This window comes from Adhaeribacter terreus, from assembly GCF_042657365.1.
In the GTDB taxonomy this organism is placed as follows: Bacteria; Bacteroidota; Bacteroidia; order Cytophagales; family Hymenobacteraceae; genus Adhaeribacter_A; species Adhaeribacter_A terreus.
Window position 1 is genome coordinate 63,429 of record NZ_JBHSKT010000012.1, and the last position, 23,364, is coordinate 86,792.

Consider the following 23,364-nt stretch of genomic DNA (forward strand, 5'->3'; position numbering starts at 1 on the left):
GCTTTTTTTAGGCAGAAGGCAGCATTATTTCGCAACCTTCGTGATCTTGAATTCAGTACGACGGTTTACTGCGAATTGCTCTTCCGTACATTTCACGCCGTTTTTGCATTTGTTTTTCGGTTTGCTTTCGCCGTAACCTTTAGCAGTAATACGGGCTTTGTCAATACCTTTCGAAACAATGTAATCTACGGCAGCTTCAGCACGTTTCTGAGAAAGCGTCTGGTTATAAGCATCTTTACCGCGGCTATCGGTGTGCGAGCTTAACTCGATGGTTACTTTCGGGTTATCGTTCAGGAACATTACCAATGAATCCAGGTTCACGGCAGCATCCTCACGGATATCCCACTTATCGTAGTCGTAGTTAATGTCTTTCACTTCAAACGCTTTACCTACAACGATCTTATCCAGAACCAAAGCAGTAGTTAAGCGGATGTCAGTCATTTCTTCGGTTAACTGGCTCTGCGAAGGAGTTTTGCCAGCCGTTACTACAGCGTTACGATCTGTAATGTAGTTCGCTTTTTCAGCTACAACAGAGTAAGAAGCAGCAGTATCCAGTTTGAAAGAGAATTTACCTTGTGCATCGGTCATTGCTTCCTGTAAAGTTTTACCGGCATTGTCTTTCAGCACAACTTTCAGGTTAGCAGCTGGCGTAGCAGCTTTCTTGTCTTCTTTCAGGTTTACAGAACCATCTACGAAGAAATTAACCAGTTTTGGTTTCTGCTTGGTGAACATGTATATATCGTCACCACCTTTACCACCGGCACGGTTCGAAGCAAAAATACCGGAAGTTGCACTCGTCATGTAAGGCGAGAAATCATCGGCATTTGAGTTGATCGGCGAACCTAAGTTTACCGGCTGGTTTTTCTCAATTCTGAAGATATCGAGCATACCTAAACCGGCATGTCCGTCAGAAGAAATATAAAGCGTACCATCTTCAGCCACATACGGGAAGTTTTCGTTGCCGGCAGTGTTAATGGTTGGGCCTAAGTTTACCGGAGCCGAGAAACGACCGTTGGCATCGATTGTAGATTTCCAGATGTCGTTACCGCCCTGGCCACCTTTTCTGCGGTCAGAAGAGAAGTATAACGTTTTGCCGTCCGGCGATAAAGCAGGAGAAGAATCCCAGGCAGTTCTGTCGTTTACCGAGATCATTTTCGGCTCAGACCAAACGCCGTTCTTAAAGCGGGAAATGAACAGGTCTACGTTCAGCGTTCCTTTTTTAGAACCGGTATTACCACGGGCAAAGATCATAGTGTTGCCATCTGCAGAGAAAGTAACCGCTGCATCGTGCGTATCGCTCAGGTTGATCTGCGGATCGTAGCTACGAACAGTGCCACCAGTCATCGTTTTCGCATCGTCAAATTTCAGGGCATATACATCGGTAAAGCCTTCGCCGTTACCTGCATATTTTTTATCGCCGCGCGAAGAAGAGAAGATCAGCTCTTCGCCTTTCAGTACCGGAGCGTAATCTGAAGAAGCCGAGTTAGCAGCATCTACCGGCGTTACGATCATGTAAGTTGGCGTAGAAGCCAGCTGGTTTACATTTTTCAGGTTATTAGATTCGCGTTTAGCCTGCGCTACCAGAGGAGCTTTGGTGCCTTTAGCAGCATAGCTGGCAATCTGGGCAGTAGCTTCGTCGTATTTACCGTTTGCTTTTAGAGCCATGCCGTAATAGAACATTGCTTCTTCTCTTTTGCTACCAGCATCAAGTGCAGCTTTGTAGTAGCTTTCAGCCATTGGCAAACGGTTAGACATGCGGTAAGCTTCTGCAATCTTAAAGTTTGCGTTGGCTAAGTCTTTGCCGTTTTTAATGTCGGCCTGATACAGCTCAATAGCATTTTCATACTCTGCCTTGGCGAATTTTTTATCAGCTTTGCTCATGCTTCCGCTTGAGCTGCAGCTACTCGTAAATGCTACTGATAGCACCAAGCAACTAACTATAATTTTCTTCATAGCTAAAATTTAAACGAATACTACGATATGAATAATGATGGATATTCTTGACTTTCAGGAAACAATATTAAGAAAATATTATTGAATACAAATAGCCTTCTTAAAAATATTTTTGCAGCCATGTTTTCCCCGCTGGCTTCATCCAATCCGTCTTTAGCAGCCCGGCTTCCGCTACCAGATTATCAAAATAAGGGGTTTCGGCCGTAATTTCTCCGCTGGCTACGGCGGCCGGCATTTCGGTAAGATGCACCATATTTATTGCACCGTTTTTCTGAAATGCCAACTGCGTACGGTCAAAAAGCTTTGTATTGTAGTCTATTTCCAATGTTCTGAGGAACTTCACCGAACTATCTATGGAACAGCCACTTGGCGCCGTTACATCCACATCGGTACCAAGCACTACAAAACGGTTGTGCAGCAATTGCCCCGAGGCGTGTAGCTGATGGCCGTGCGCACTCCATTCGGTTACAAAGTTTTTTATTTTATCCTGAATTTCAGTTGCTTCCGCATCCGTAAATTCCCGATCGGCCTGGTAGATCCAGATGCGGGCTTGCGGCGGAAGCTGTTCGAAAGGAACGTACATTTATTTTAAATTATCCGATTATTAAAGTGCTATGATCTTTACACAAAAAAAACGCTATGCTTTTCACTGCAAAAACCCGAAAGATGAAACTAGCATTTTTTTCTGTTTTAACCAAGCCAAAATGTAAGAACTCAACTTTCGAAAACAAAAAAATATGGGTAAAGCGCCATATTTCCGGTTTAAAAGACCAGTAAACAAAAGGCAACGACCGAGTATACAAAACATAAAAGCAAGGCCGCGAACAAAACGAATGTGTTATTAAAAGAAAAAACGCTATGCTTTTCAGACTTTTTCCGTCCAAAACATAGCGTTTTATTATGCAATTCAGGCAGAGGTCTTACTTTTCAGCCTCAAAATGATACCGTTTTCAGGCTGAAAAGCAAAGCGTTACTTCTGCAATTTAAAAGGCAACATTTACAGAAAAGTTACCGCAAGAGCTTAGTTCAAACCTTCGGCAGAAGCGATCAGCTCCGCAATATCGAACACTTTTACGTTGTCTTCCTGGTTCTTATTTTTCACGCCGTCGTTCATCATTACCATGCAAAACGGACAAGCCGAAGCAATAATGGTAGCGCCGGTTTCCAAAGCTTCTTCGGCGCGCTCTACGTTAATGTCTTTTTTGCCTGGTTCCGGTTCTTTCCACATCTGGGCACCGCCGGCGCCGCAGCATAAACCGTTCGCGCGGCTGCGTTTCATTTCTACCAAGTCAGCATCCAAAGCAGCTAAAACATCGCGCGGCGCTTCGTAAATATTATTGGCACGGCCTAAATAACAGGAATCGTGGAAGGTAATGCGTTTGCCTTTGAAGCTTTCGCCGCCTTGTACCGCTACTTTACCTTCGTTAATTAACTGCTGCAGAAATACGCTGTGGTGAATTACTTCGTAGTTGCCACCCAGATCCGGATATTCGTTTTTGATGGTGTTGAAACAGTGCGGGCATGCTGTAACGATCTTTTTCACGTTGTAAGCGTTCAGCACTTCAATGTTAGTCATGGCCTGCATCTGGAACAGGAATTCGTTACCAGCACGTTTGGCCGGATCGCCGGTGCAGCTTTCTTCTGTTCCTAAAACGGCATATTTTACGCCTACGTGCTCCAGAATCTGTACAAACGACCGCGTTACGCGCTTATAACGGTCGTCGAAAGAACCGGCGCAACCTACCCAGAACAGAATTTCTGGCGTGTCACCGTTAGCGGCGTATTCGGCCATTGTAGGCACTTTTACTAATCTCTTTTCTGACATTGTTTTATGGATGTTGGTCGTTCGTATCTGATATCCGGACTTCTTTCTTCCTTTTTGATACCGTTTTGCTTTTCAGCCAAATACCGATCTGAACTACCTTTACTAATTTACTTCTTTAATTCTTCTTTTTAAAATCTGGATAGCAGGCTTCCCTTTTCGATTTTCGGACATTCTTTTCGCTATTCGGGATTTATCAATCCCGAATTCTTCTGCACGGGGATGTATACATCCCCCTCAGATTGCTTTCGGATTAAAAAATCCGAAAGAGCGGTTTATGGCTTTCTTTCAGAACTGCAAATGAAACAGGATTTCAGCTTTTAAAAAACCAATTCCGTCACCTTTCCGAATTTTTCAGGCTTTTAGTTTTTCACTGCCACGTACAGCTCATCGGCCCAATTGAAGCGATCTGATGCCGGGAAAGCCCAAACTGCACCGTTGTTTTCGATATTGTTGAACATGGCATTTAAAGACGCTGGCGCGGCAGATTCTTCCAGAACTAAATAGCGGCGCAGGTCAATAATGGTGGAAAGCTGGTCGATGTTTACCGGACAGGCTTCTACGCAGGCGTTGCAGGTAGTACAAGCCCAAAGTTCTTCCGGCGTGATATAACCTCTTAGTAATGTATTTTCTTCGGTTGTTTTTACGCGCTCCACGCCCATTTCCTTGTAATGGTTCGGTTTGAAAATGGCCGGATGTTCGCCTTTTTCTTCCATGCGGTCGCGGGTATCCATAATAATTTTGCGTGGCGAAAGCAATTTACCGGTAATATTAGCAGGACAAACCGAAGTACAACGGCCGCACTCCGTACAAGTGTAAGCGTCCATCATTTGCTTCCAACTCAGATCTTCCACGTCTTTTGCCCCGAAACGCTGCACAATTGGCTGCCCTTCCGCATCCATGGCGGGAACCGGTGGTTGGTAACTCGGGTCCATAATGGCTTTGATTTCGTGGGTAATGCTTTCTACGTTATTGAATTTCCCTTTCGGCACCAGTTTGGAGTAGTACACATTCGGGAAAGCCATGATGATGTGGAAGTGCTTGGAGCTTGGCAAATAGTTCATGAAAGCGAAAATGCCCAGAATGTGGAACCACCAGCCAAAACCGGCAATTGTTCTCAGCGTGCTTTCATCGGAACCGAATAGATCTATTAAACCCGCACTTACCGGAAATGCACCCGGCAATTCGTGCCCGCCAATTTGCGCCAGTTTCAGGTCAGAAATATTGAAGGCGAAAAGCGCGAACATTAAAACAATCTCGGTGATCAGGATCAGGTTGGCGTCCATTTTAGGCCAGGCGCGCATTTCAACGCCGGTAGCCAGGCGGGGCACTTTGGTTATATTTCTTCGCACCAGGAAAATGGCGCAGGCAATAATCACCAGCAAGGCCAGAATTTCGTTTACCGCCATTAAAACGCTATACAATGGGCCCATAAAACCCAGAACCCGGTGCGTGCCAAAAATACCGTCTATCAGAATTTCCAGCACTTCGATATTAATTACCAGGAAACCGACGTACACAAAGAAGTGCAGCAAAGCCGGCCACGGGCGCTTGAACATTTTTTTCTGGCCGAAAGCGATCAGTAACGTATTGTTCCAGCGTTCGCCGGGATTATCGGAAATATCTTTATCGTAGCCCAGGTTTATGTTTTTGGAGATTTTGCGGATCTGCCAGACGAATAAACCGATGGCGGCGGCGGCAACGAGCAGGAAAATAATATTACTTATCACGGTCAGGTTGGTTGGGGTTCAAACAATCGATTCTGAAGGGAACAAAGATAAAGAAGAATAGGCTTGAAAATAATTTTTGAAATAAATTTTGCACGTAAAAAAAACATTCCTACTTTTGCAGACCCTTTCGAAAGAAAGAGACTGCAAATGAGCTGGTGATGTAGCTCAGTCGGTAGAGCAAAGGACTGAAAATCCTTGTGTCGTTGGTTCGATTCCAATCATCACCACCAGCTTTAAAAGCCTCAGAGAAATCTGAGGCTTTTTTATTTTTGGAAATTCAAAAAACATTCCTACTTTTGCAGACCCTTTCGAAAGAAAGAGATTACAAATGAGCTGGTGATGTAGCTCAGTCGGTAGAGCAAAGGACTGAAAATCCTTGTGTCGTTGGTTCGATTCCAATCATCACCACCAGTTCTAAAAGCCTGTTTCTTAACCAGAAACAGGCTTTTTTGTTTTCTGGCCTTTCTTAGTTTTTCACCGCGGAAACATAGCGTTTTTTTTATTACTAAATGCTAATTTTCAACATTTTACAAGTTTATAATCCAACATTACTGAGCCGGCAAATTCTTTTATCAGCAATTTCCGGCGATATTGGTTTAAATCCGTAATTAGATTAACAATAAATAAAAGAGCACGGTTATGGAAGGGAAGGAATGGCTCGTATTGCTCTTTATGTGTATTCCAGGCTTATGGCTTTTTTTTAAAGCGTTTAAAAGCTGGAAACGAGGAAGAGTGATCATTAATAAATGGATCAAGGGGGGAAAAAATGGCCTTGGGGCAGCTTTAATCGTATATGGCTTATTCGAAAATATACAGTATTAAGAAGCTCTGATCTATAAAATAGATGTAAAATGCAGCTATTAGATAATGAAACCATAATTGCCAGCGCCAACCAAAACCTCCTGGTATTAACCAATCTGCGGGTAATTCAACAAGCCAAAGCAGAGAATGGCAAATTTTATAAAAGTATTTACCTGGAAGACATTACTTCTATTGCCATAGATAAGAAAAAAATAGCCCTTTTACTGTATTTAACCCTCCTGATGCTGGTAAATGGCATGGCCTCTATGATCGGAGAAAGAATAGTGGCAGGCGTAATGGGTAAATCTACCGATAACCTGTCTATTATATTCGGAATTACATCGCTCTTCTTTTACCTGTTTTACTCCTTTTATTCTATCAGTATTATTTCCATTGCTACACCTTCCCTTCGGATCGATCAGCAGATCAGCTCCCGGGATAATGCCACCGAATTTATTTTTAAAGTAGAACGGGCAAAACTGGCAGCTAGGCTTAAACCACTTTAATTTCAGCGGTTCAGTTCAATATAAACACCTGCAATAGCAGTTTTTTTTATGGCAGCCCGAAGCATTCCTCTAAAACACCGGGAGAAAACGCTATCGATCTGTTGCCAAAAACTAACCGAATTTCTTTTTACTCCGCCCAAAAACTCTGACTGCAAACATAGCTGCAAACCACAAATTACCGTAAAAGCACTGTGTAGTTTATATTAGCGCACAAGAGGCAACTTTTAAGCTGTCGCAAACAAACCTGCCGTAGTAACAAGATAAATGAAAATTCAGATTTAATGGAAATGGAAAAGTATATTACCGTTAAAGACGGAGATGAAACAGGCGCTACAACAGTGAAAGAATACCGCATGGCCTGCCATGAGCAAAAAAAGCCCTGCGTAATTATTACTCAATTCCCCGACCATGCCGATATCAGCTGCGACAACTGGCTCAGTACCGACGATTCTATCATTACGGTAGAGAACAGAATGACACTGGAAGACCAGTTTCAGCAACTGCAGAAAAAATACCCGGAAACGGAGATCGAATTCAGCACTTCGGAAATACGGGCCAGCAATATTTCCAACCCGATACCTTTGTGGTACCATTTCAAACCGGTGCCTTTACAAACGGCCAACATTCTGGCAGAAAAAATTTACGATATTTATCAGAATGCGCTGCCGTACGGCTATTAAACCAATATAACCTACTTTTTCCGCCTGAAACCATAGCGTTTTTCCAGCACCTACAACAGCAAAGTATCGATCCGATGCGCGTGCACTTTATTTTCGCAGGGGCTCCAGGCGAAGATCGTAAAGCGGCCATCCTGCGAAGCTACTAAAGCCATTGCTTCGCGCTGATCGTGCACAAACTGGGCCGCCGATAAATGCCGTGTTCCACCGTGCTGGGCCGGATTTACGACTATTGCCTTATTTCCAACCACCGGTTCCGTTACCACCATTTGCTCCACCGGCAAAGCTTCGGCCGGCCGGGTGATCTTCGCTCCAAATGCCAGCAACTCGAACTGATTACTGATAATAACAGCGCCATCTATTGCTGTGAGGCCCGCAATATTATCTATTTCCCGGCGCAGGGAGCGTTGCCAGAAACTTCGGTTGCGTTCGTTTTCGTCTTGCCGCATCAGGTTGGCCAAGCCAGGAAAAACGGGCGTTATGGCATATTGCATGGGCTTTACAATAGAATCGCGCCAGGAACCACCTTCTTTTGGCACAACCAGCAACGTACCGCCACGGCCATGCGCGCGCATAGAAACTGCCAGCAAAACCAGCACATTTACCGATTCATTCCAGGAAGCCGGATCGGTAAAACCGAGCAACGACGTAAGCAGTTTCGGGCATTTGGGCAGGCTGGAACTTTGCTCATCTATGATCTTTATCTGATCGCCTTTCAGCACGGCCACGTTGGCAAATTTCCCATACCGGTCGATGCGCCGGTGCTTGATAACCAACAAACCCGGCTCAGGCACATCGAGCACAAAAGAATAGCTTTGAATTTCCAGCGTAGTACCCCAGATAAATAATTCGTTCTTTTCGAACCAAACCCCCAGGTGAATACCCGCCCGCTCTACGCCCGGCCCCAGTTTGGTAAGCACCCCCGAAGTAAGCGGCAGCGGCTTCTCAAATAGAAGCGGTTGCCCGGCAAGTTCCGGCGGCAGAAAAGCCAGCGATATTTTTGGCGAAATACCTTCTTCGCGGCGAAGGCTGGCCCAGAAAGCGGCATCGATCACAGACTCGATCACGCTGGCTTGCGGCAGCGGCGCCAGCACTTTTTCGCCACGCTGCAGCGCATCGCCGCGGTGTTGGGCAAAATGGTTTTCTACGGCCTTGGCTACAGTTCTCGCCGCGTTATATGTCGATCTGCCTTTCATGTTCGGGTTTGGTTTGGCGCTTACAAAATGCTCTGGCTTTAAAAGCTTTCCGCATTATTTATCTGGTTTTAAACCTGAAGCCAGCTGCGGAGTTTACTAATGCCAGTCCGGATTTGTTTTCTACACCGGGAAATTAAATATACGCACGACTTTTTAAAGCCAAAATCATAGCGTTTTGCAGCTTAAAACCGGAAACGGAAATTAACCAATACCGGGCAGAAACGTTTACAATATTCCGTTTACAACTTCTTTTCTTTTAAGCGGTTATTCCTTGAAACTTCCTGCCATGAAACTGAAAATGCTTTTCTCGCTGATGCTTTGCCTGGTAGTGTTTTATGCTGCTGCGCAACGCCCTGATCCCGACGTAATTGAAACCAAACACGGCAATTTAACCATTCAGCCGGTTACGCACGGCACACTGGTGCTCACCTGGAACAATGTAACGATTTACGTAGATCCGTACGGCGGCGCAAAAGGTTTTACCGGCCTTGCTCCCGCCGACCTGGTGCTGATAACCGACATTCACAAAGATCATTTAGATATTGAAACGCTACGCGCAATACCAGTGAAGAAAGCAATATTTGTGGTGCCGCAGGCCGTAGCCGATGAACTTCCGGAAACTTTTAAAGACGAGTTAGTAATATTGAAAAACGGTAAGAATACGGAGCAATTCGATATTGGTATAAAAGCGATTCCGATGTATAACCTGCCCGAAACCGAAGATTCGAGACACCCGAAAGGCCGCGGCAACGGTTATGTTCTGGAAATGGGCGGCAAAAAGATCTACATTTCCGGCGACACCGAAGACACGGAAGAAATGCGCGATCTGAAAGACATTGAAGTGGCTTTTGTGTGCATGAACCTACCTTTTACCATGAGCGTGAAACAGGCTTCGGAAGGCGTGCTGGCTTTTAAGCCGAAGATCGTTTACCCGTACCATTACCGCGGACAGGAAGGCTTAAGCGATATAAATGAATTTAAGAAACTAGTAAACGTCGGCGATAAAAACATTGATGTAAGGCTGCGCAATTGGTATCCGGCACAATAAATTCTTTCTAAGGCTGCCAAATGTTATCCTGAGTTTCAAAAGCTGAAATAACCATTAGTTTTATACCTGAAAACGCTAGCATTTTCATAGAAAAAACTACGAAAACAAGCCATGGAACATAAATCACTTTCCGGAAAACAATTTGCGCCTAAAAAAAACATCTTCATCCCAGCAACATTATTCCTTCTGAATTTCAGTATGATCCTGGTAATCCATACTTTCCGGGAATATACCACTATTGATATTTCAGACTGGGTTGCTATTGGATTGTGGATCTTATTTCTGGGATATTACCTCTGGCAATGGTTTGGCACGTATTACGAATTGCGTAACGGCGAACTTTATTACCGCAGCGGCTTTACCAAAGGCAGCATTCCGGTAAGCAGCATCCGGAAAATAGAAACGCATACCCGCAGCTGGGCCAATACAAATGCAGCCCTCGCAAATAAAGGCATGATGATTACCTACCACAAGTGGGATGAATTATTTATTGCGCCGAAGGATGAAGCTGGTTTCCTGGAAGCATTGCTGGAAATAAACCCCGATATTCAGATCAAAAATCCGGACGATAAAACGAAACAGCTTGCTTCTAAAGAATACGACTTTTCAGGCCGAAAACGGTAGCGTTTTGCGGCTAAAAACTACGTGAAGCTATCTTAGTCATCCTGAACGCGAGTGAAGGACCACGTTGGCGGGCAGCAGAAAAGCCAGAAATAACGTGACTGCCAGCCGCCGACAAGTTGTTTCGCTATCGCTCAACATGACAAACCTATTTAGGAGATAGCTTCTAATAACTTAAACCGCAAAATACGCTTCCAGTTCTTTCAGGGTATCGGCGCTGGTGCGAATATCGTCTACGAGCTGACCTTTATTCAGAATTACAATGCGGTCGCAGACTTCGGTTACATGGTTGAGGTCGTGGCTGGAAATGAGCATGGTAAGTTGCTGCGTTTCTTTCAGTTCGCGGAGCAGATTCTTTAAACGTATCTGGGTAGTTGGGTCGAGGTTGGCAAAGGGTTCATCCAGAATTAACAGCTGCGGCCCGATAAGCAAAGCGGCGGCAATGCCTACTTTTTTCTGATTTCCTTTACTCAGGTCGCGGATGTATTTGGGTTTGTCCAGAATTTCGTCGTTAAAAAAATCGCTGAATTTGCGGAGGCGTTCGGTTACTTCGGCTTTGTTGAGACCGTGCAGGCTGCCTACAAAATTGAAATATTCGTTCGGCGTCAAGTAATCGATCAGGAAGCCTTCGTCGAGGTAAGAACCGGTAAATTGCTTCCAGCTTTCCGATTGGCGCACATTTTCCTGCTGCAAAAGCACTTCGCCCTGCGATGGCAAAACAAGGTCCAGAATCATGCGGAACAAGGTAGTTTTACCGGCGCCGTTGTTTCCGACCAGGCCAAAACTTTCGCCGCGCGCGATGCTCAGTTCCGGAATATTCAGCACCGTTACGCCTTTATAAACTTTCTGCAAACCGTTTACTGCAATCATATTTTTTTATTGTAAGCGTTAATATCTTTTTACTTTTTCGCCCTGAAACGATAGCGTTTTTTAAGCTACGCGGAAGGCCGCAGCCATTTTGTATTTCCGGGCATTTAACCGTTTAGCCAGTTTCTTCAGAATTGGTTTGTGAAACGCCAGGCCAATTATTCCCAAACCGCCCAAAGCCAGCAAGCCAAAATTTGTGTGTTCAAACATATAAAAAGGCAGATAAACCAGCACCGGGCCAAACATTAAAGGCAAACTGATCAGAAACTGCGTTCCACCTGTTCCTTCCCAGTTAAAAGCCGAATTTTTGCTTAGGTCAATTTTTTTAGGTCCGTAAATGGCAATCAGGAAGATGAGGTAAGCATTTACGCCAATGTTGTAGAGGTAAAGCGCAAAAAATATGGGCAGAAAATGCCAGTCTATAAAACCATAAAACAGCAGCAAAATCATAGATAGCGAACTTGCGCCAATAAAAAGCAGGAATTTGGAACGGTAATATTCGTAGGCACTAATATTCCGGGCCATGAGCATATCGAAATAATTGGCATCCCAGCTGTGCAGAAATTGCCCGTAGTAGATCATAAAAGCGCCGGTGGCTAAAACGCTTCCAAAAATGAATATAATAGAATTCGGCACATTATCTTCCCGCGATTCTTTCATAATAATCAGCAGCACACCATAGGCAACCATCATAAAAGACATCAGGAAAAGCGACCGCGGCCGTTTGTTGCGCCAGATCAGTTTCATTTCCAGAGCCAACAAGTTGCCGGCCGCGCCAAGCTTTTTCAGGAAGGCAAATTCGTGCACACTGGTCACTTTCGCTTCCGCGCTTTCCGGTTCGCTGATGTACATATTCCGGCGCAGCAACTGGTAATTTAACGCATACATGGCCGCCGGCAGAAGCAACAGTAAAACCCCGAAGGCTGGCTGCGCCAGCAAGGCAGCAAAGCTATTTCCGGTAAGCAACGAAAGCCTGAAAATGCCTTGATTTTCGAGCACAGCCAGCCCTATTAAAGCAATTGCCAGCAACAGAAAAACAACCGGCTTTAAAGTTAGCTGACGTTTCAGGTAAATGTTCAGGAAATTATTGCACAGCACCAGGCTTAGAAAACCGGCAACCCAGGCCAGCAACGGCAGCAATCCGTAGGCCGGTAAAATTATCCGGAAGGCAAAAGGCAGCGCCAGCAAAAGCGGCAACCCGTTAAAAAAGCTCAGCACCGATTTGTTCAGAATAAAATGGACCAGCTTGCTTTTTTTAACCGGCAAATGCAGGTAAGGCTGCACGGCCAGCACCGGCACCTGCTGTATAAAAAACCGCATCACCAGGTCAATGCCCAGGTAATAAATAATGGCTTTATGAAACGTTAGCAATACATGCTGATCGGGCACCACTGCTTCCAGAATTTTATGGAGAAAGAAACCCAGCACGCCCACGTTCAGCATCATAAAAACCGTCATGATGCCGATAATAATATTCATGACGAGGTTATTTTGCCAGGCCGCGGAGCGGGTAGCTTCTTTCCATTGGTGGGTAAATATCCAGGTAAGCATCGTGGTTTCGGAATGTTGGCATGCGCCCAATTCCAGGGCAAACACGCGCAAAAGGTTATTAACAGGAATACAAATTAAGAAAAAACGAACGATTAACAAAAAACACAACTGTAAAACCCCGTTTCCGTTTGCGCTCTCACCAATCATGAGTTTTTGCGGTTAAAAGCATAGCGTTTTTTTTGCAGAAAGCTTCAGGAATTAACTATCTTTGAAAGGCGTTCAGTTTCAGGCCAATAAAAACCTGTGCCAAACGTTCATACTTTTTAAACAAAATCAGAACCCGGCCTGAAGCCACCCAATTACCATTCGCATGAAATTTACTTCCCAGTTTTTAGTTGTTGCTTCGGCCGTTTGCCTTTTGGCTTGTTCACAGGAAAACAACAATACCACCACCGAAACCGCCAGCGCCGAAGATATTACTTCCACAGCAGTTGCACCGGCAACTACGCCAGATACAAACGTGAACGCAATGCAGCAAATGGCAGATATGGCTGTTGGGAACGATCCTTCGACCACGCAACCAACTGCCGCTGGTATGAACCCGCCGCACGGTCAGCCGGGCCATCGCTGCGACATTGAAGTAGGAGCGCCTTTAAATTCAGCGCCAAATGTAAGCGCCACTCCAAACAACGCCAACCCAACCATAAATGCAGCGCCGCCGGCCAATAATACTTCTTCCCCGGTTTTTACAGCGCCTGCCACACAACCAACCGCTGCCGGCATGAACCCGCCGCACGGTCAGCCGGGCCACGATTGCGCTATTCCGGTTGGTGCGCCGCTAAAAAAATAAACGCCGTTCGTTATTCCTGAAAACCCTGAGTCAGTACCTGTTAACCTTAATTATGGCAGGCACTGACTTTTTTCGCTCAAAATCATAGCGTTTTGACTATAAAAATAAACATATAACCATACAAACCTTATTGGCGTTATAGTAACTGCCGGCATTTTGCCATTTTAGTTTGAACCCAAAAGCCGGCTAAGCTTTAAACATGAATCCCGAATCTGACATAAAGAATATTCGTTTTCAGAAGATGGTAGCGGAAATAGAAGATTACGCTATTTTGCTTCTGGATCAGGATGGCTACATTGAGAACTGGAATAAGGGTGCCGAAAAGATCAAAGGTTATAAAGCCCGCGAAATCATCGGCAAGAACTTCAGTAACTTTTATACGCCTGAAGACCAGGCCAAAGGGCTGCCGGCTAAATTACTGGCCGAAGCCCGGGCTAAAGGCTCGGTGCGGCACGAAGGCTGGCGCGTGAAAAAGAACGGCGAAAGATTCTGGGGAAACGTGGTTATTACGGCCATTCACGGCGATGATAATACAGTGATCGGGTTTACGAAAGTAACCCGCGACATGACCGAGAAAAAGCTTGCGGAAGAAAACCTGCGGCGCAGCGAAGACCGTTACCATAAAATGGTTGCCGAAATTCAGGATTACGCCATTCTGCTGATGGATGTAAATGGCAAAGTAGAGAACTGGAACAAAGGCGCCGAACGCATAAAAGGCTACAAGGCCAGCGAAGTTACCGGCAAACACTTCAGTATATTTTACACGCCTGAAGACCTGGCCAACCAAAAACCCCAGCGCTTACTGGAAAGGGCCATTAAAAACGGCCGGGCTCAGGACGAAGGCTGGCGCTTACGCAAAGATGGCACTGCTTTCTGGGCCAACGTAACCATTACGGCGCTGCACAACGACGAGGGCGAAATTACCGGTTTTTCAAAAGTAACCCGCGACCTTACCGAGATAAAAAAAGCGGAAGCTACGCTGCTCAACATGCAACGCATAGAAGCCCGCAACGACGAACTGGAGCAACTTACCTACATTACCTCGCACGACCTGCAGGAACCGCTTCGCAATATCAGCAGCTTTATTGATGTTTTCCGGGAAGAATACGGCCAAAAGCTCGACGATACCGGCCAGGAAATGCTGCAGTTCATTAAAACCGCAACTACCCGCATGAGCGAGCTGATAAACGGTTTGCTCGATTATGGCCGCCTTGGCCGAAATGCCGAAGCCACGGAAATAAATACGCAGGAAGTTGTGGATGAAATCTGTGCTGACCTCAGTACGCTGATAAGGGAAACGGGCGCAGAAATTAAAATTCAACCTTTACCCATTATATTTGGCTACCGAACTGAATTCAGGCTCTTGCTGCAAAACCTGATCAGTAATGCTATCAAATTCCGGAAACCAAACGTACAACCCCTGGTAGAAGTAAGTGCAGAACTGATACAGGACAAATGGAGATTTGCGGTAAAAGACAACGGCATTGGTATAGAACCGCAATACCTCGACCGCATTTTCCTGATCTTTCAGCGCCTGCATAGCAGCCGGCAGTACGAAGGCAGCGGTATAGGGCTGGCACATTGCAAACGCATTGCAGCCCTGCACCACGGCGACCTTTGGGTAACTTCGGAACCGGGCACAGGCAGTACATTTTATTTTACGATCAACACAAACAACTTTTCGCTTTGAGAAAGATAAACGGCTTAGATTTTATTTTATTGGTGGATGACGACGATGCGACCAACTACCTGAACCAGCGCGTGATCCGGAAAGCGGACATTAATACCACGGTTGAAGTTGCCGTTAACGGCCGGGAAGCGCTCGAATTTCTGACCAACAGCGGCAAATTTACTAATAACCAAACCTTGCCCCAGGCAGGTCTTATTTTCCTGGACATAAACATGCCAGGTATGAACGGCTGGGAATTTCTGGAAGCCTACAAAAAGCTGCCCGAAGACCAGACCCGCAAAATAAAAGTGCTGATGCTTACCACCAGCATTAATCCCGACGAAGAAAAAAGGGCCATCGATATTCCGGAAGTAAAAGGCTTTATTCATAAACCGCTTACTGCCGAAAAACTGGAAAGAGCCATTAACGTGTACGTTTTCTAAGAACCGAAAACGGTATTGTTTTTGGCCTGAAAACTACAACCTTTACGTGGTAGTAAACTTTTTATTTGCTCTGAACCTCAGTATTACAGCAGGCAACTAATTGTGCACGGTTAAGAATAATTTTTCCCTGGCTTTGGAATTGATCTTTCCTGAAGTTCTTAAACCGATATTCAAGCTGTAATCTGTTAAGAAATTGCTTATATTGGGCTAAACTTAAGCCTGAACTTATGAAGTTACGATTTTTACCTGTTATCTGCCTGGCTGCCTTTTCTTTACTTTCCGGCTGCAGCAAAAACGACGACGACACTTCTGACAACCCAACCCCAACCGAAACAACTTCTTTTAAGGCCGTAATTGACGGCTCGAATTGGGAAGCTGCAAACCACAACACCGCTGTTTCCGGCGGACTTTTCGGGTTGTATGGCAACGACAATGCAGGACGGCAACTTATTATCAGCACCGATGCAATTACTAAAACCGGCAATTATACTTCCGGCAGCCTGTCTTACGTTTTGCCTCACAGCGACGGTAGCACATCCCGCTGGACTGGTTTTCTGAGCGACAGCACTGTGAACAAATTAACGATCACCAGTTACGACCCGACCACTAAAAAAATATCCGGCACGTTCCAGTTTAAAGGAGGCCGGGTTTTTGGAGCTACCACCGAACCCGATTCTGTAAATGTTATGAATGGCACGTTTACCGGCATAAGATTACCGTAAACTCGATCTTAGTTTTTAACCTGAAAGAGCTACCGTTTTGGCAGCTCTTTTTTTATTTACAGGCATCACGTTTTCACGGATTCTTTTCTTGCACAAGTACATTTAAAAAGTCTGAACAAAAATCAATTATCAGCTCATTTACAAATATTTACAGCAATATTATCCTTTACAACCAAGTCTTATTATCCGGATTTATGGTTTTTACTATAGTAGTGCTACTCATACCTTTGGAGCATTCAACCTTACAAACTAAAACCGGAAATAATCATGACTTTTACCAACGCAATTTCTACCTACCGCACGCCTGCGCTTAAAAACTTTTGCCTGCAAACCTGCGCCATTGTTTTCGGCGTTATCTGGGCAAACTCCTATATTGGCACCACCGATCTACCGAACTGGCTGTTAGAAAATGTTTTGGTTTTTGGCTTTGTGGCAGCACTGCTTTTTACTTATAAAAAACACCAGTTCAGCGACCTGAGTTACCTGCTTATTTGCGTTTATTTATGCCTGCACGTGTACGGCGCCAAACATTCTTACGCCGAAAACCCCTTGGGTTACTGGTTGCAGGAAACTTTCCAGACTTCACGCAACCATTACGACCGCATTGTCCATTTCAGCTTCGGTTTTTTGCTGGCTTACCCGATGCGCGAAGTTTTTCTGAAAGGCTTTCAATTTCCGAAATGGGTGGCGTGGCTTTTACCAATTGAAATTGTGCTTTCGGTGAGCGGATTTTATGAACTGATCGAGTGGGCCGTGGCTGAACTTTTCTTTCCGGCGCAGGGCGTTTCGTACCTCGGCACGCAAGGCGACATGTGGGATGCACAAAAAGATATTTTCATAGCTTTTTCCGGCGCTATTCTGGCAACTACCATTGTTTCAGTTCTGAAAACGGTATTAAAAATTCAGGAAAAACCCGAAGCGAGCTAAAAAGTCGGTCTCTGTTGCTTATAAAACGCCAGGCAAGAGAAAATCCAGCTTTAAATTACGCTTTACTGGAAATCCGGATAAAGCCTTTATCGAACACTTTTTTGCCGGTAAAGGCATCGGTTTCGTACCAGATATCTGCGGTGTAAACCGGCGTTTTATAGGTAGTTACAAATTCGGTGGTGCCGTTAATTTCTTTGTAATCGGTTATCATTTCGTAGCCTGTTGCCAGTGCTTTGTTGTGCGCTTCTTCTTCATCGTCGAATTCCTCGAGAAAACGGTTGTAAACCTGGTGGTATTGGTCGGTTATGGCTTCGTATAAACGCTGCAACTGCGACGTTTCGAAATCCATAAAACCTTCTTCGTCTTTGGTCCAGGTGCCTTGCATTTCCATCTTTTCCATTTCCGAAATTAATCTTCCAGGCACCAGCCGGTAAATTCGTTTTTGTGCGTATCATGAAAAACTACCAGCGTTTTTTCGGTGGGTTCGCCTTCGTCTAAAACCTGGAATTCGTAATAAAGCAGCCCGTTTTCGTCGTGATCATCGTCGGAAGTATTGCTTTTTTCTTCATCCATGATCAGGTTATCGCCGGTTATTATCATTGGTTCATGCACAAAAACTTCCGGCGGATTCAGATATTTGGTAGTGTTGTAAATAATGCAATCGCTTGCTTTGAGCAGTTCAATATTGCCAATTACCCGGATCATGTTTTCCATGCTGCAAGGTAGCTGTTTTTGTCTGAATCACGGATTTATGGAATTTTGGAATTTCGCAAAAATTAACCACCCCCGGCCCCTCCTTGAAAAAAGGAGGGGAGCTGCTTTCTGCTGCATTTTAACTGTAGTAGTTTTTATTCCGGCTTTTCTGAAAAGAAAACGCTATCCTTTCTGGCTCAAAAACTCAAAAGAAGCAGGAGGCTAAAGCTCCCCTCCTTAGCAAGTCGTAGATCCCGAAGCATTTCGGGAGAGGGGTTCGGGGTGGTTATTTCACGTTTGCGTAGTAAAAAATGCTATGCAAAAACCTCAAAAAACTCCCCTATCTTACAACTCTAAAAACCAACATTCCGCCCAACCTCAAAAATGGACTTAACCGAACCAAAGATTCCCGAAACTCCCGCCAGCAACAAACACCCGAAACAGCTTTACATGCTTTTCTTCGCCGAAATGTGGGAACGTTTCTCGTTCTACGGCATGAAAGCGCTGTTGCTGGCCTATATGGTAACCGAACTGAAATTCGATGAACCGAAAGGTTATGCCATTTTAGGTTCTTATGCGGCGTTGGTTTATACCATGCCCATGTTCGGAGGCGCCATGTCCGATAAGTTTCTGGGCGGCCGGAAGGCGGTGATGTTTGGCGGCATTCTGATGGTGATCGGGCATCTGGTTTTGGCTATACCGGAAGACTGGAGTTTCTTTTACGGTATGGCGTTTATTATCTGCGGCAACGGCTTTTTCAAACCTAATATTTCCAGCCTGGTAGGTACGCTTTACGCCGACAACGACCCGCGCAAAGACAGCGCTTTTTCCATTTTTTACATGGGTATAAACATTGGCGCGGCGCTGGGTGGTTTGCTTTGTGGTTATGTGGGGCAACAGATCAACTGGCATTACGGTTTCGGGCTGGCAGCTATTTTTATGATCGTGGGTCTGGTAGTTTTCTGGATGGGTAAGAAAACATTGCCGGGCGGCCTCCCTCCTGATCCGGCCGCTTTAAAACGCTCCCTATTTGCCGGCCTGAGCCAGGAAGTTATTATCTACGGCGCCACGCTGCTGCTTATTCCGGTAATTGTGGGCTTGTTCCACCGCTACGAACTCATGGATTTCATCATGTTTGGCCTGGGCGCAGTTTCGTTGGGTTATATTCTGTACACCGCTTTTCAGCTGGAAAAAGTTGCGCGGTTCAAGTTGTTTGCGGCTTTGGTCATGATCGTTTTCTCTACGCTTTTCTGGGCTTTTTACGAACAGAATGCCGGCTCGCTCAACCTCTTTGCCATGCGCAATGTAGATATGCACGTTTTCGGCACCAAGCTACCAGCTTTGGCGGTGAATAATTTTCTGCCGCCGGCTTGGGTAATTGTGCTTAGTTTCTTTTTTGCCTGGCTCTGGCCGGCCTTGAACCGCAAAAACCTGGAACCGGGCACACCACTTAAATTCGGGATATCGTTCTTGTTTCTGGGTGCGGGTTTTTACGTGTTTTACTGGGGCTGTCAGACCACCGAAACCGGCCTTATTTCATTACTTACCTTCGTGCTGGGTTACTTCTTCATTATCTGCGGGGAAATGTGCATTTCGCCGATTGGCCTGAGCATGATAACCAAACTAAGCCCGGCTAAAATTGTGGCCATGATGATGGGGATCTGGTTTTTTGCCAGCGCCATCGGCGAGTTCCTGGCTGCTAAAATTGGCGCCCGCATGAGCGTTCCGGAAAACGTGGTAAACAACCCAATCCAATCGCTGCCTTACTACGCCGATATCCTGAGCCAGATCGGGTTGTATTCTTTTGGTATTGGCGTGCTGCTGATTTTATGCGTTCCGCTGATCAAAAGGTGGATGGGGGATGTAAGGTAAGTTTTTAAGCAAAAAAGAATAGCGTTCAATAAAGCGCTACTTAGTTTAGACTTAGAAAATAAGACCTTTTGATGGAATTAAAATTAAATAGATCTCTTATTACAAGTTATACTAGCAGTTCACAAATTGCTCGTGTTTTAACTGAGGACTGGGTCAAAAACAACAGTTATTGTCCTTCCTGTGGAAATTACAATTTAATATCCTTTGCCAACAATAACCCTGTAGGAGACTTCCTTTGCAATAACTGCGAATCTGAATTTGAGTTAAAAAGCAAAAAGGATTCATTCAGTTTGAAAATTGTAGATGGTGCTTACTCAACTATGATCCAAAGAATAAATTCGGATAATAATCCGCATTTCTTTTTATTAAACTATTCATTAAAAAGCCTAGAGGTTAGAAATTTCTTGGTTATCCCTAAACATTACTTTGTTGACAACATTATTGAAAAAAGGAATCCATTAAAAGAAACAGCTAAAAGAGCAGGCTGGATTGGATGCAATATCTTATTACAAGAAATTCCTGAAACAGGGAAAATATTTTTAATAAAAAATGGGCAAGAAGAGAATCGTAATCATGTCCTTGAAAAGTGGAAGAAAACTGAATTTTTGAGAAATCAAACTCAAAAAAGTAGAGGGTGGACTTTAGAGGTTTTAAAACTGATTGAGAAGATTAGCAATAATGAATTTGATCTTAATCATGTTTATAAATTCGAAGGCACATTGAAACTCAAGTTTCCAAACAACAACTTTATTAAAGATAAAATAAGGCAGCAATTACAAGTTCTTAGGGATAAAGGCTTAATTGAATTTAAAGGAAATGGAAATTACAAAAAAATTGAATTATAAGTCATGGATAAAGAAAACGCCTCTGAAAATTCAGAGGCGTTTTCTTTATCTATCAAATTCAAAACTTACTTCCGGGTAGTGCGGATACGAAAATGGAACGTTCCGGAAACGGTTTTCTGAAGGTTTGGGTCGTTTACTTCGGCGGTTTGCATCTGGTACTTGGCTTTCACTTTAAAGAAGGCTTCGGTAGCGTTGTGGCCGTCGTATTTCACCGAAACAATTTCGTTGTAAGAATCCGCCGACAGCCCGTCTTTGCTGATCAGGCGCTGGCTGCTGCCTTCGGTTACCGGCAATTTTAAAGCCAACTGGAATGGCCCATCGTAATTCCCAACCCGCTTAATGCTGTACTGTTTCAGGTTGGTCGGCTTTACAATCTGCGAACTATCCTTCGGGTAAGAAAAGTAAAATGTAGAAAGCGTAGAAGCGGAAGTTGCCGAAACAATATAAGTTGCTGAATCGAGGTCAATTGCCGGCAGATCCAGGCGTTCGCAGTCGATGTTGCGTTCCCAGTCCGGGGTTTTAAAATTGAAATGCAGGCTTTCGGTTATGCCCGGCGTAGGGTTATCGTCTTTTTTATCCTCATAAACGCAGGAATGTAATGAGAAAGCAAAAAGCAGGCTCAAAGCACCAATAGTTGCCTTTCTGATAAAGCACTTAAAAGTAGGACCGGTCATAGCGAAGGAATTTCAGGCTTATAGATTTACACAAATGTAACCACAAGCCGACAAAGCTTCCAATACCTACTTTTATGGATTTCTTTATTTATTTACCAATTCCTACTCCCGAAACTTCCTGAAAGGCAGTGAATCCGCTTTCTTACAAAGAAGCAAATCAGCTTTTTAAAACCAAACTACCCAAAACTAAGTTTTCCTGGTGGCCGGTCGAGCGCATGAATCTGTCCTTTATACTTAGCCGGAAGCAGCAACGCTTTCAGGATCCAGTCGAGGTTTAGTTTGCGGGTGATGCGGTAGATTGGCACCGCCGGCAGCAAGACCGAAACTTTGCCAATATCCAGGAGTTTGCGCACGCGCTTGGGAATGACCAGCAATTGCGCTTGCAGCAAAATATTGTACCGGATATTGCCCAGATGCTTTTTGTATTGCTGAAAAAGATCAGCCGTATACCGGCTGCTTTTCAGGTTCTGGCGCAAATGCTCGGCCCGCATAGCCTGCCATTGCGGAAACGTTTGCGGCAGGCCCTGCAAGCCCATGCGCAAACCTACACGGTTAAATACGTCAAAAACTTCTTCTTTTTCGGTTGGTGTAAGGCGGCGGTCCAGCAATTCAAAACTCCGGATAGAATAATCGATCAGCATGAAAAGTACATCGCGGTAAGCCCAGTCCGGAATTTTTTCGCCGCGTTTGTGCTCCACCCCGGCATGAATCTTCGCCATTGTATCGATCGCTTTTTCGGCCGCCTGCTTCTCAGAAAAAACAATTACGCGCGCATATTCTACCGTAGAAAAAAGCCGGCCTAACGGATCCTGGGGCAACTTGCCGGTAAAATAAAGCCAATCAACGGCCTTATTCAGAGCGAATTCGGCTGCCGCGCCGGCAAAAATGAACAAAATAATATCGGAGGTACCCCAGATCTGCCGCACCACCGAATCCTCCTTTACAAAATATTCCATACCGTTTATATAATCAGACTTGAGTAAACAAAAAAAAACTAAAGAAATAACCTTGAAAAACCGGTTTTAGTTTGCGCAACAAATTCAATACCACGTTGCGCAAACTCTTTATAACGTACAAAATAAAAGCGCCAATGAACCATAAACAAAGACCGCCTGAAGTAAAACGTGCAAAATTCCACAACCGGTATAAAAAGAAATGCGCAGCCTTTGCGTTTCAAGGTTTGTTTCGGCAATTTCAATATTGAGGAGTTTTCAGGCCTAAAACGGTAGCGTTTTTACATAAAAAAAAACGGCTTCCTGTTTGGGGAAGCCGCCGTGAGAGCAAGTATGTGAGACTGTATTTTCTATTTGCGCGCCAGGTTTTCCGGTGCTTTTACGGCCTGCAGCATAAGCGTATAAGCCTGTTGCTGAGCCGGGTTCAGGAGCGCCCAAAGGCGGCGGTTATATTGCACTTCTATATCCAGCTGAATACCGGCTTTCTGAGCGGCATCGGCAACGTTTAGCAAAGCTTTATCCATTGCCTGAAACTTCTGCTGCTCCAGATTTTTAACCTGAATAAACTGACCTTCATTCAATTGCAGATCAACGGCAAGCTGACGCGTTAACTCCAGCGCGCGGTTATCGGTGGCTTGTGCGAAATTGGCAAATAAGCCCAGGGCGAAGATTAAGGTGATCTTTTTCATGATAATACGATTTGCGGTTTTAAAATTAAGCGTGATTTTATTTGCTGAACCTGCTCCTAAGTGTCTCAGATTCAATACAAAGTTCGGTGTTAATTTACCGCCCGGCGGAATAATTCGATGAAACGCGCTTTTTGGAAGTTAAAACCAGTCATCAGTCCGACGAAGCTTGCTTTACCTGTTAAATTCTAAGAAACTGTTTTAAAAGCCATTAGCAACGTTTAAGCATTACTGAGATCATTGCTATATATACCATCGATTGGCTGTTCATTCTGTTCTTCTCATAATCTTTATTCAGACGCCTTGCATGCAGCATCC

23 protein-coding genes and 2 tRNA genes are annotated in these 23,364 nt (G+C 44.7%); 13 read left to right on the forward strand and 12 right to left on the reverse strand.

What is annotated here, in order from left to right:
* Positions 1-24: 24 nt before the first annotated feature.
* The 4 genes from ACFPIB_RS16200 to ACFPIB_RS16215 form a co-directional block, all read right to left on the reverse strand.
* A complete protein-coding gene (locus ACFPIB_RS16200) occupies positions 25-1,953 on the reverse strand; it encodes a CHU_0125 family OmpA-like outer membrane integrity protein (RefSeq protein ID WP_465251500.1) in 1,929 nt (642 codons plus the stop codon).
* A 100-nt stretch (positions 1,954-2,053) separates the two neighbouring features.
* Positions 2,054-2,536, reverse strand: a complete 483-nt coding sequence (locus tag ACFPIB_RS16205; protein ID WP_378018517.1) for a hypothetical protein — start codon at positions 2,534-2,536, stop codon at positions 2,054-2,056.
* Positions 2,537-2,974: 438 nt separating this feature from the next.
* On the reverse strand, positions 2,975-3,778 hold the full coding sequence (locus ACFPIB_RS16210) for a (Fe-S)-binding protein (RefSeq protein WP_378018518.1): 804 nt from the start codon (positions 3,776-3,778) through the stop codon (positions 2,975-2,977).
* 359 nt (positions 3,779-4,137) lie between these two features.
* The gene (locus ACFPIB_RS16215; RefSeq protein ID WP_378018539.1) at positions 4,138-5,511 is read right to left on the reverse strand and encodes a 4Fe-4S dicluster domain-containing protein; all 1,374 of its coding nucleotides are present in this window, start codon (positions 5,509-5,511) and stop codon (positions 4,138-4,140) included.
* A gap of 148 nt (positions 5,512-5,659) precedes the next feature.
* On the opposite strand from ACFPIB_RS16215, the gene ACFPIB_RS16220 reads away from it, so the two are divergent.
* The 4 genes from ACFPIB_RS16220 (at position 5,660) to ACFPIB_RS16235 (ending at position 7,492) form a co-directional block, all read left to right on the forward strand.
* A tRNA-Phe gene (locus ACFPIB_RS16220) sits at positions 5,660-5,735 on the forward strand.
* Between the two features lie 105 nt (positions 5,736-5,840).
* Positions 5,841-5,916: transfer RNA gene (locus ACFPIB_RS16225), tRNA-Phe, on the forward strand.
* A 440-nt stretch (positions 5,917-6,356) separates the two neighbouring features.
* Positions 6,357-6,812 carry a hypothetical protein gene (locus tag ACFPIB_RS16230; protein ID WP_378018519.1) on the forward strand — a complete coding sequence of 152 codons (456 nt, stop codon included), beginning with the start codon at positions 6,357-6,359 and terminating at the stop codon, positions 6,810-6,812.
* Positions 6,813-7,099: 287 nt separating this feature from the next.
* Positions 7,100-7,492, forward strand: coding sequence for a hypothetical protein (locus ACFPIB_RS16235; RefSeq protein ID WP_378018520.1), 393 nt, complete (start codon positions 7,100-7,102; stop codon positions 7,490-7,492).
* Positions 7,493-7,542: 50 nt separating this feature from the next.
* On the opposite strand, the gene ACFPIB_RS16240 is transcribed toward ACFPIB_RS16235, so the two are convergent.
* The gene (locus ACFPIB_RS16240) at positions 7,543-8,685 is read right to left on the reverse strand and encodes a putative sensor domain DACNV-containing protein (RefSeq protein WP_378018521.1); all 1,143 of its coding nucleotides are present in this window, start codon (positions 8,683-8,685) and stop codon (positions 7,543-7,545) included.
* Positions 8,686-8,971: 286 nt separating this feature from the next.
* Between ACFPIB_RS16240 and ACFPIB_RS16245 the strand changes: the two genes are divergently transcribed.
* Both ACFPIB_RS16245 and ACFPIB_RS16250 read left to right on the forward strand, forming a co-directional pair.
* On the forward strand, positions 8,972-9,733 hold the full coding sequence (locus ACFPIB_RS16245; protein WP_378018522.1) for an MBL fold metallo-hydrolase: 762 nt from the start codon (positions 8,972-8,974) through the stop codon (positions 9,731-9,733).
* A 198-nt stretch (positions 9,734-9,931) separates the two neighbouring features.
* Positions 9,932-10,357, forward strand: a complete 426-nt coding sequence (locus ACFPIB_RS16250) for a PH domain-containing protein (protein WP_378018523.1) — start codon at positions 9,932-9,934, stop codon at positions 10,355-10,357.
* A gap of 171 nt (positions 10,358-10,528) precedes the next feature.
* Here the strand turns inward: ACFPIB_RS16250 and ACFPIB_RS16255 are convergent, their stop codons facing one another.
* On the reverse strand, positions 10,529-11,224 hold the full coding sequence (locus ACFPIB_RS16255; protein ID WP_378018524.1) for an ABC transporter ATP-binding protein: 696 nt from the start codon (positions 11,222-11,224) through the stop codon (positions 10,529-10,531).
* 60 nt (positions 11,225-11,284) lie between these two features.
* Positions 11,285-12,772, reverse strand: a complete 1,488-nt coding sequence (locus ACFPIB_RS16260) for a DUF5687 family protein (protein ID WP_378018525.1) — start codon at positions 12,770-12,772, stop codon at positions 11,285-11,287.
* 310 nt (positions 12,773-13,082) lie between these two features.
* On the opposite strand from ACFPIB_RS16260, the gene ACFPIB_RS16265 reads away from it, so the two are divergent.
* The 5 genes from ACFPIB_RS16265 to ACFPIB_RS16285 all read left to right on the forward strand — a co-directional run bounded on the left by ACFPIB_RS16265 (position 13,083) and on the right by ACFPIB_RS16285 (position 17,323).
* On the forward strand, positions 13,083-13,562 hold the full coding sequence (locus ACFPIB_RS16265; protein ID WP_378018526.1) for a hypothetical protein: 480 nt from the start codon (positions 13,083-13,085) through the stop codon (positions 13,560-13,562).
* A gap of 199 nt (positions 13,563-13,761) precedes the next feature.
* The gene (locus ACFPIB_RS16270) at positions 13,762-15,252 is read left to right on the forward strand and encodes a sensor histidine kinase (RefSeq protein ID WP_378018527.1); all 1,491 of its coding nucleotides are present in this window, start codon (positions 13,762-13,764) and stop codon (positions 15,250-15,252) included.
* On the forward strand, positions 15,249-15,674 hold the full coding sequence (locus ACFPIB_RS16275; protein WP_378018528.1) for a response regulator: 426 nt from the start codon (positions 15,249-15,251) through the stop codon (positions 15,672-15,674). The genes ACFPIB_RS16270 and ACFPIB_RS16275 overlap by 4 nt, the downstream gene beginning before the upstream one ends.
* Positions 15,675-15,901: 227 nt before the next feature.
* Positions 15,902-16,396: a DUF6252 domain-containing protein gene (locus ACFPIB_RS16280; protein WP_378018529.1), complete on the forward strand. Its 495-nt coding sequence runs from the start codon at positions 15,902-15,904 to the stop codon at positions 16,394-16,396.
* A gap of 267 nt (positions 16,397-16,663) precedes the next feature.
* On the forward strand, positions 16,664-17,323 hold the full coding sequence (locus ACFPIB_RS16285; RefSeq protein WP_378018530.1) for a DUF2238 domain-containing protein: 660 nt from the start codon (positions 16,664-16,666) through the stop codon (positions 17,321-17,323).
* Positions 17,324-17,378: 55 nt separating this feature from the next.
* On the opposite strand, the gene ACFPIB_RS16290 is transcribed toward ACFPIB_RS16285, so the two are convergent.
* Entirely contained in the window at positions 17,379-17,747 is a 369-nt protein-coding gene (locus tag ACFPIB_RS16290) for a hypothetical protein (protein WP_378018531.1), read from the reverse strand.
* A complete protein-coding gene (locus tag ACFPIB_RS16295; RefSeq protein WP_378018532.1) occupies positions 17,732-18,037 on the reverse strand; it encodes a hypothetical protein in 306 nt (101 codons plus the stop codon). Before ACFPIB_RS16295 ends, ACFPIB_RS16290 begins: the two co-directional genes overlap by 16 nt.
* Before the next feature lie 363 nt (positions 18,038-18,400).
* Here ACFPIB_RS16295 and ACFPIB_RS16300 point away from each other — a divergent pair, with 363 nt between their 5' ends.
* Positions 18,401-19,888, forward strand: coding sequence for a peptide MFS transporter (locus tag ACFPIB_RS16300; RefSeq protein WP_378018533.1), 1,488 nt, complete (start codon positions 18,401-18,403; stop codon positions 19,886-19,888).
* Positions 19,889-19,959: 71 nt separating this feature from the next.
* A complete protein-coding gene (locus tag ACFPIB_RS16305) occupies positions 19,960-20,733 on the forward strand; it encodes a DpnI domain-containing protein (RefSeq protein WP_378018534.1) in 774 nt (257 codons plus the stop codon).
* A 65-nt stretch (positions 20,734-20,798) separates the two neighbouring features.
* Here the strand turns inward: ACFPIB_RS16305 and ACFPIB_RS16310 are convergent, their stop codons facing one another.
* The 3 genes from ACFPIB_RS16310 to ACFPIB_RS16320 all read right to left on the reverse strand — a co-directional run bounded on the left by ACFPIB_RS16310 (position 20,799) and on the right by ACFPIB_RS16320 (position 23,049).
* Positions 20,799-21,407, reverse strand: coding sequence for a hypothetical protein (locus ACFPIB_RS16310; RefSeq protein WP_378018535.1), 609 nt, complete (start codon positions 21,405-21,407; stop codon positions 20,799-20,801).
* A gap of 176 nt (positions 21,408-21,583) precedes the next feature.
* Entirely contained in the window at positions 21,584-22,363 is a 780-nt protein-coding gene (locus ACFPIB_RS16315; RefSeq protein ID WP_378018536.1) for an oxygenase MpaB family protein, read from the reverse strand.
* Positions 22,364-22,710: 347 nt separating this feature from the next.
* Entirely contained in the window at positions 22,711-23,049 is a 339-nt protein-coding gene (locus ACFPIB_RS16320) for a hypothetical protein (protein WP_378018537.1), read from the reverse strand.
* Positions 23,050-23,364: the final 315 nt, after the last annotated feature.

What these genes read in the sequence shown, in the direction of transcription:
- ACFPIB_RS16200 (WP_465251500.1), bottom strand. Translation starts at nt 1,953, where the DNA reads ATGAAGAAAATTATAGTTAGTTGCTTGGTGCTATCAGTAGCATTTACG.
- ACFPIB_RS16205 (WP_378018517.1), bottom strand. Translation starts at nt 2,536, where the DNA reads ATGTACGTTCCTTTCGAACAGCTTCCGCCGCAAGCCCGCATCTGGATC.
- ACFPIB_RS16210 (WP_378018518.1), bottom strand. Translation starts at nt 3,778, where the DNA reads ATGTCAGAAAAGAGATTAGTAAAAGTGCCTACAATGGCCGAATACGCC.
- ACFPIB_RS16230 (WP_378018519.1), top strand. Translation starts at nt 6,357, where the DNA reads ATGCAGCTATTAGATAATGAAACCATAATTGCCAGCGCCAACCAAAAC.
- ACFPIB_RS16235 (WP_378018520.1), top strand. Translation starts at nt 7,100, where the DNA reads ATGGAAAAGTATATTACCGTTAAAGACGGAGATGAAACAGGCGCTACA.
- ACFPIB_RS16240 (WP_378018521.1), bottom strand. Translation starts at nt 8,685, where the DNA reads ATGAAAGGCAGATCGACATATAACGCGGCGAGAACTGTAGCCAAGGCC.
- ACFPIB_RS16245 (WP_378018522.1), top strand. Translation starts at nt 8,972, where the DNA reads ATGAAACTGAAAATGCTTTTCTCGCTGATGCTTTGCCTGGTAGTGTTT.
- ACFPIB_RS16250 (WP_378018523.1), top strand. Translation starts at nt 9,932, where the DNA reads ATGATCCTGGTAATCCATACTTTCCGGGAATATACCACTATTGATATT.
- ACFPIB_RS16255 (WP_378018524.1), bottom strand. Translation starts at nt 11,224, where the DNA reads ATGATTGCAGTAAACGGTTTGCAGAAAGTTTATAAAGGCGTAACGGTG.
- ACFPIB_RS16260 (WP_378018525.1), bottom strand. Translation starts at nt 12,772, where the DNA reads ATGCTTACCTGGATATTTACCCACCAATGGAAAGAAGCTACCCGCTCC.
- ACFPIB_RS16265 (WP_378018526.1), top strand. Translation starts at nt 13,083, where the DNA reads ATGAAATTTACTTCCCAGTTTTTAGTTGTTGCTTCGGCCGTTTGCCTT.
- ACFPIB_RS16270 (WP_378018527.1), top strand. Translation starts at nt 13,762, where the DNA reads ATGAATCCCGAATCTGACATAAAGAATATTCGTTTTCAGAAGATGGTA.
- ACFPIB_RS16280 (WP_378018529.1), top strand. Translation starts at nt 15,902, where the DNA reads ATGAAGTTACGATTTTTACCTGTTATCTGCCTGGCTGCCTTTTCTTTA.
- ACFPIB_RS16285 (WP_378018530.1), top strand. Translation starts at nt 16,664, where the DNA reads ATGACTTTTACCAACGCAATTTCTACCTACCGCACGCCTGCGCTTAAA.
- ACFPIB_RS16295 (WP_378018532.1), bottom strand. Translation starts at nt 18,037, where the DNA reads ATGGAAAACATGATCCGGGTAATTGGCAATATTGAACTGCTCAAAGCA.
- ACFPIB_RS16300 (WP_378018533.1), top strand. Translation starts at nt 18,401, where the DNA reads ATGGACTTAACCGAACCAAAGATTCCCGAAACTCCCGCCAGCAACAAA.
- ACFPIB_RS16305 (WP_378018534.1), top strand. Translation starts at nt 19,960, where the DNA reads ATGGAATTAAAATTAAATAGATCTCTTATTACAAGTTATACTAGCAGT.
- ACFPIB_RS16310 (WP_378018535.1), bottom strand. Translation starts at nt 21,407, where the DNA reads ATGACCGGTCCTACTTTTAAGTGCTTTATCAGAAAGGCAACTATTGGT.
- ACFPIB_RS16315 (WP_378018536.1), bottom strand. Translation starts at nt 22,363, where the DNA reads ATGGAATATTTTGTAAAGGAGGATTCGGTGGTGCGGCAGATCTGGGGT.
- ACFPIB_RS16320 (WP_378018537.1), bottom strand. Translation starts at nt 23,049, where the DNA reads ATGAAAAAGATCACCTTAATCTTCGCCCTGGGCTTATTTGCCAATTTC.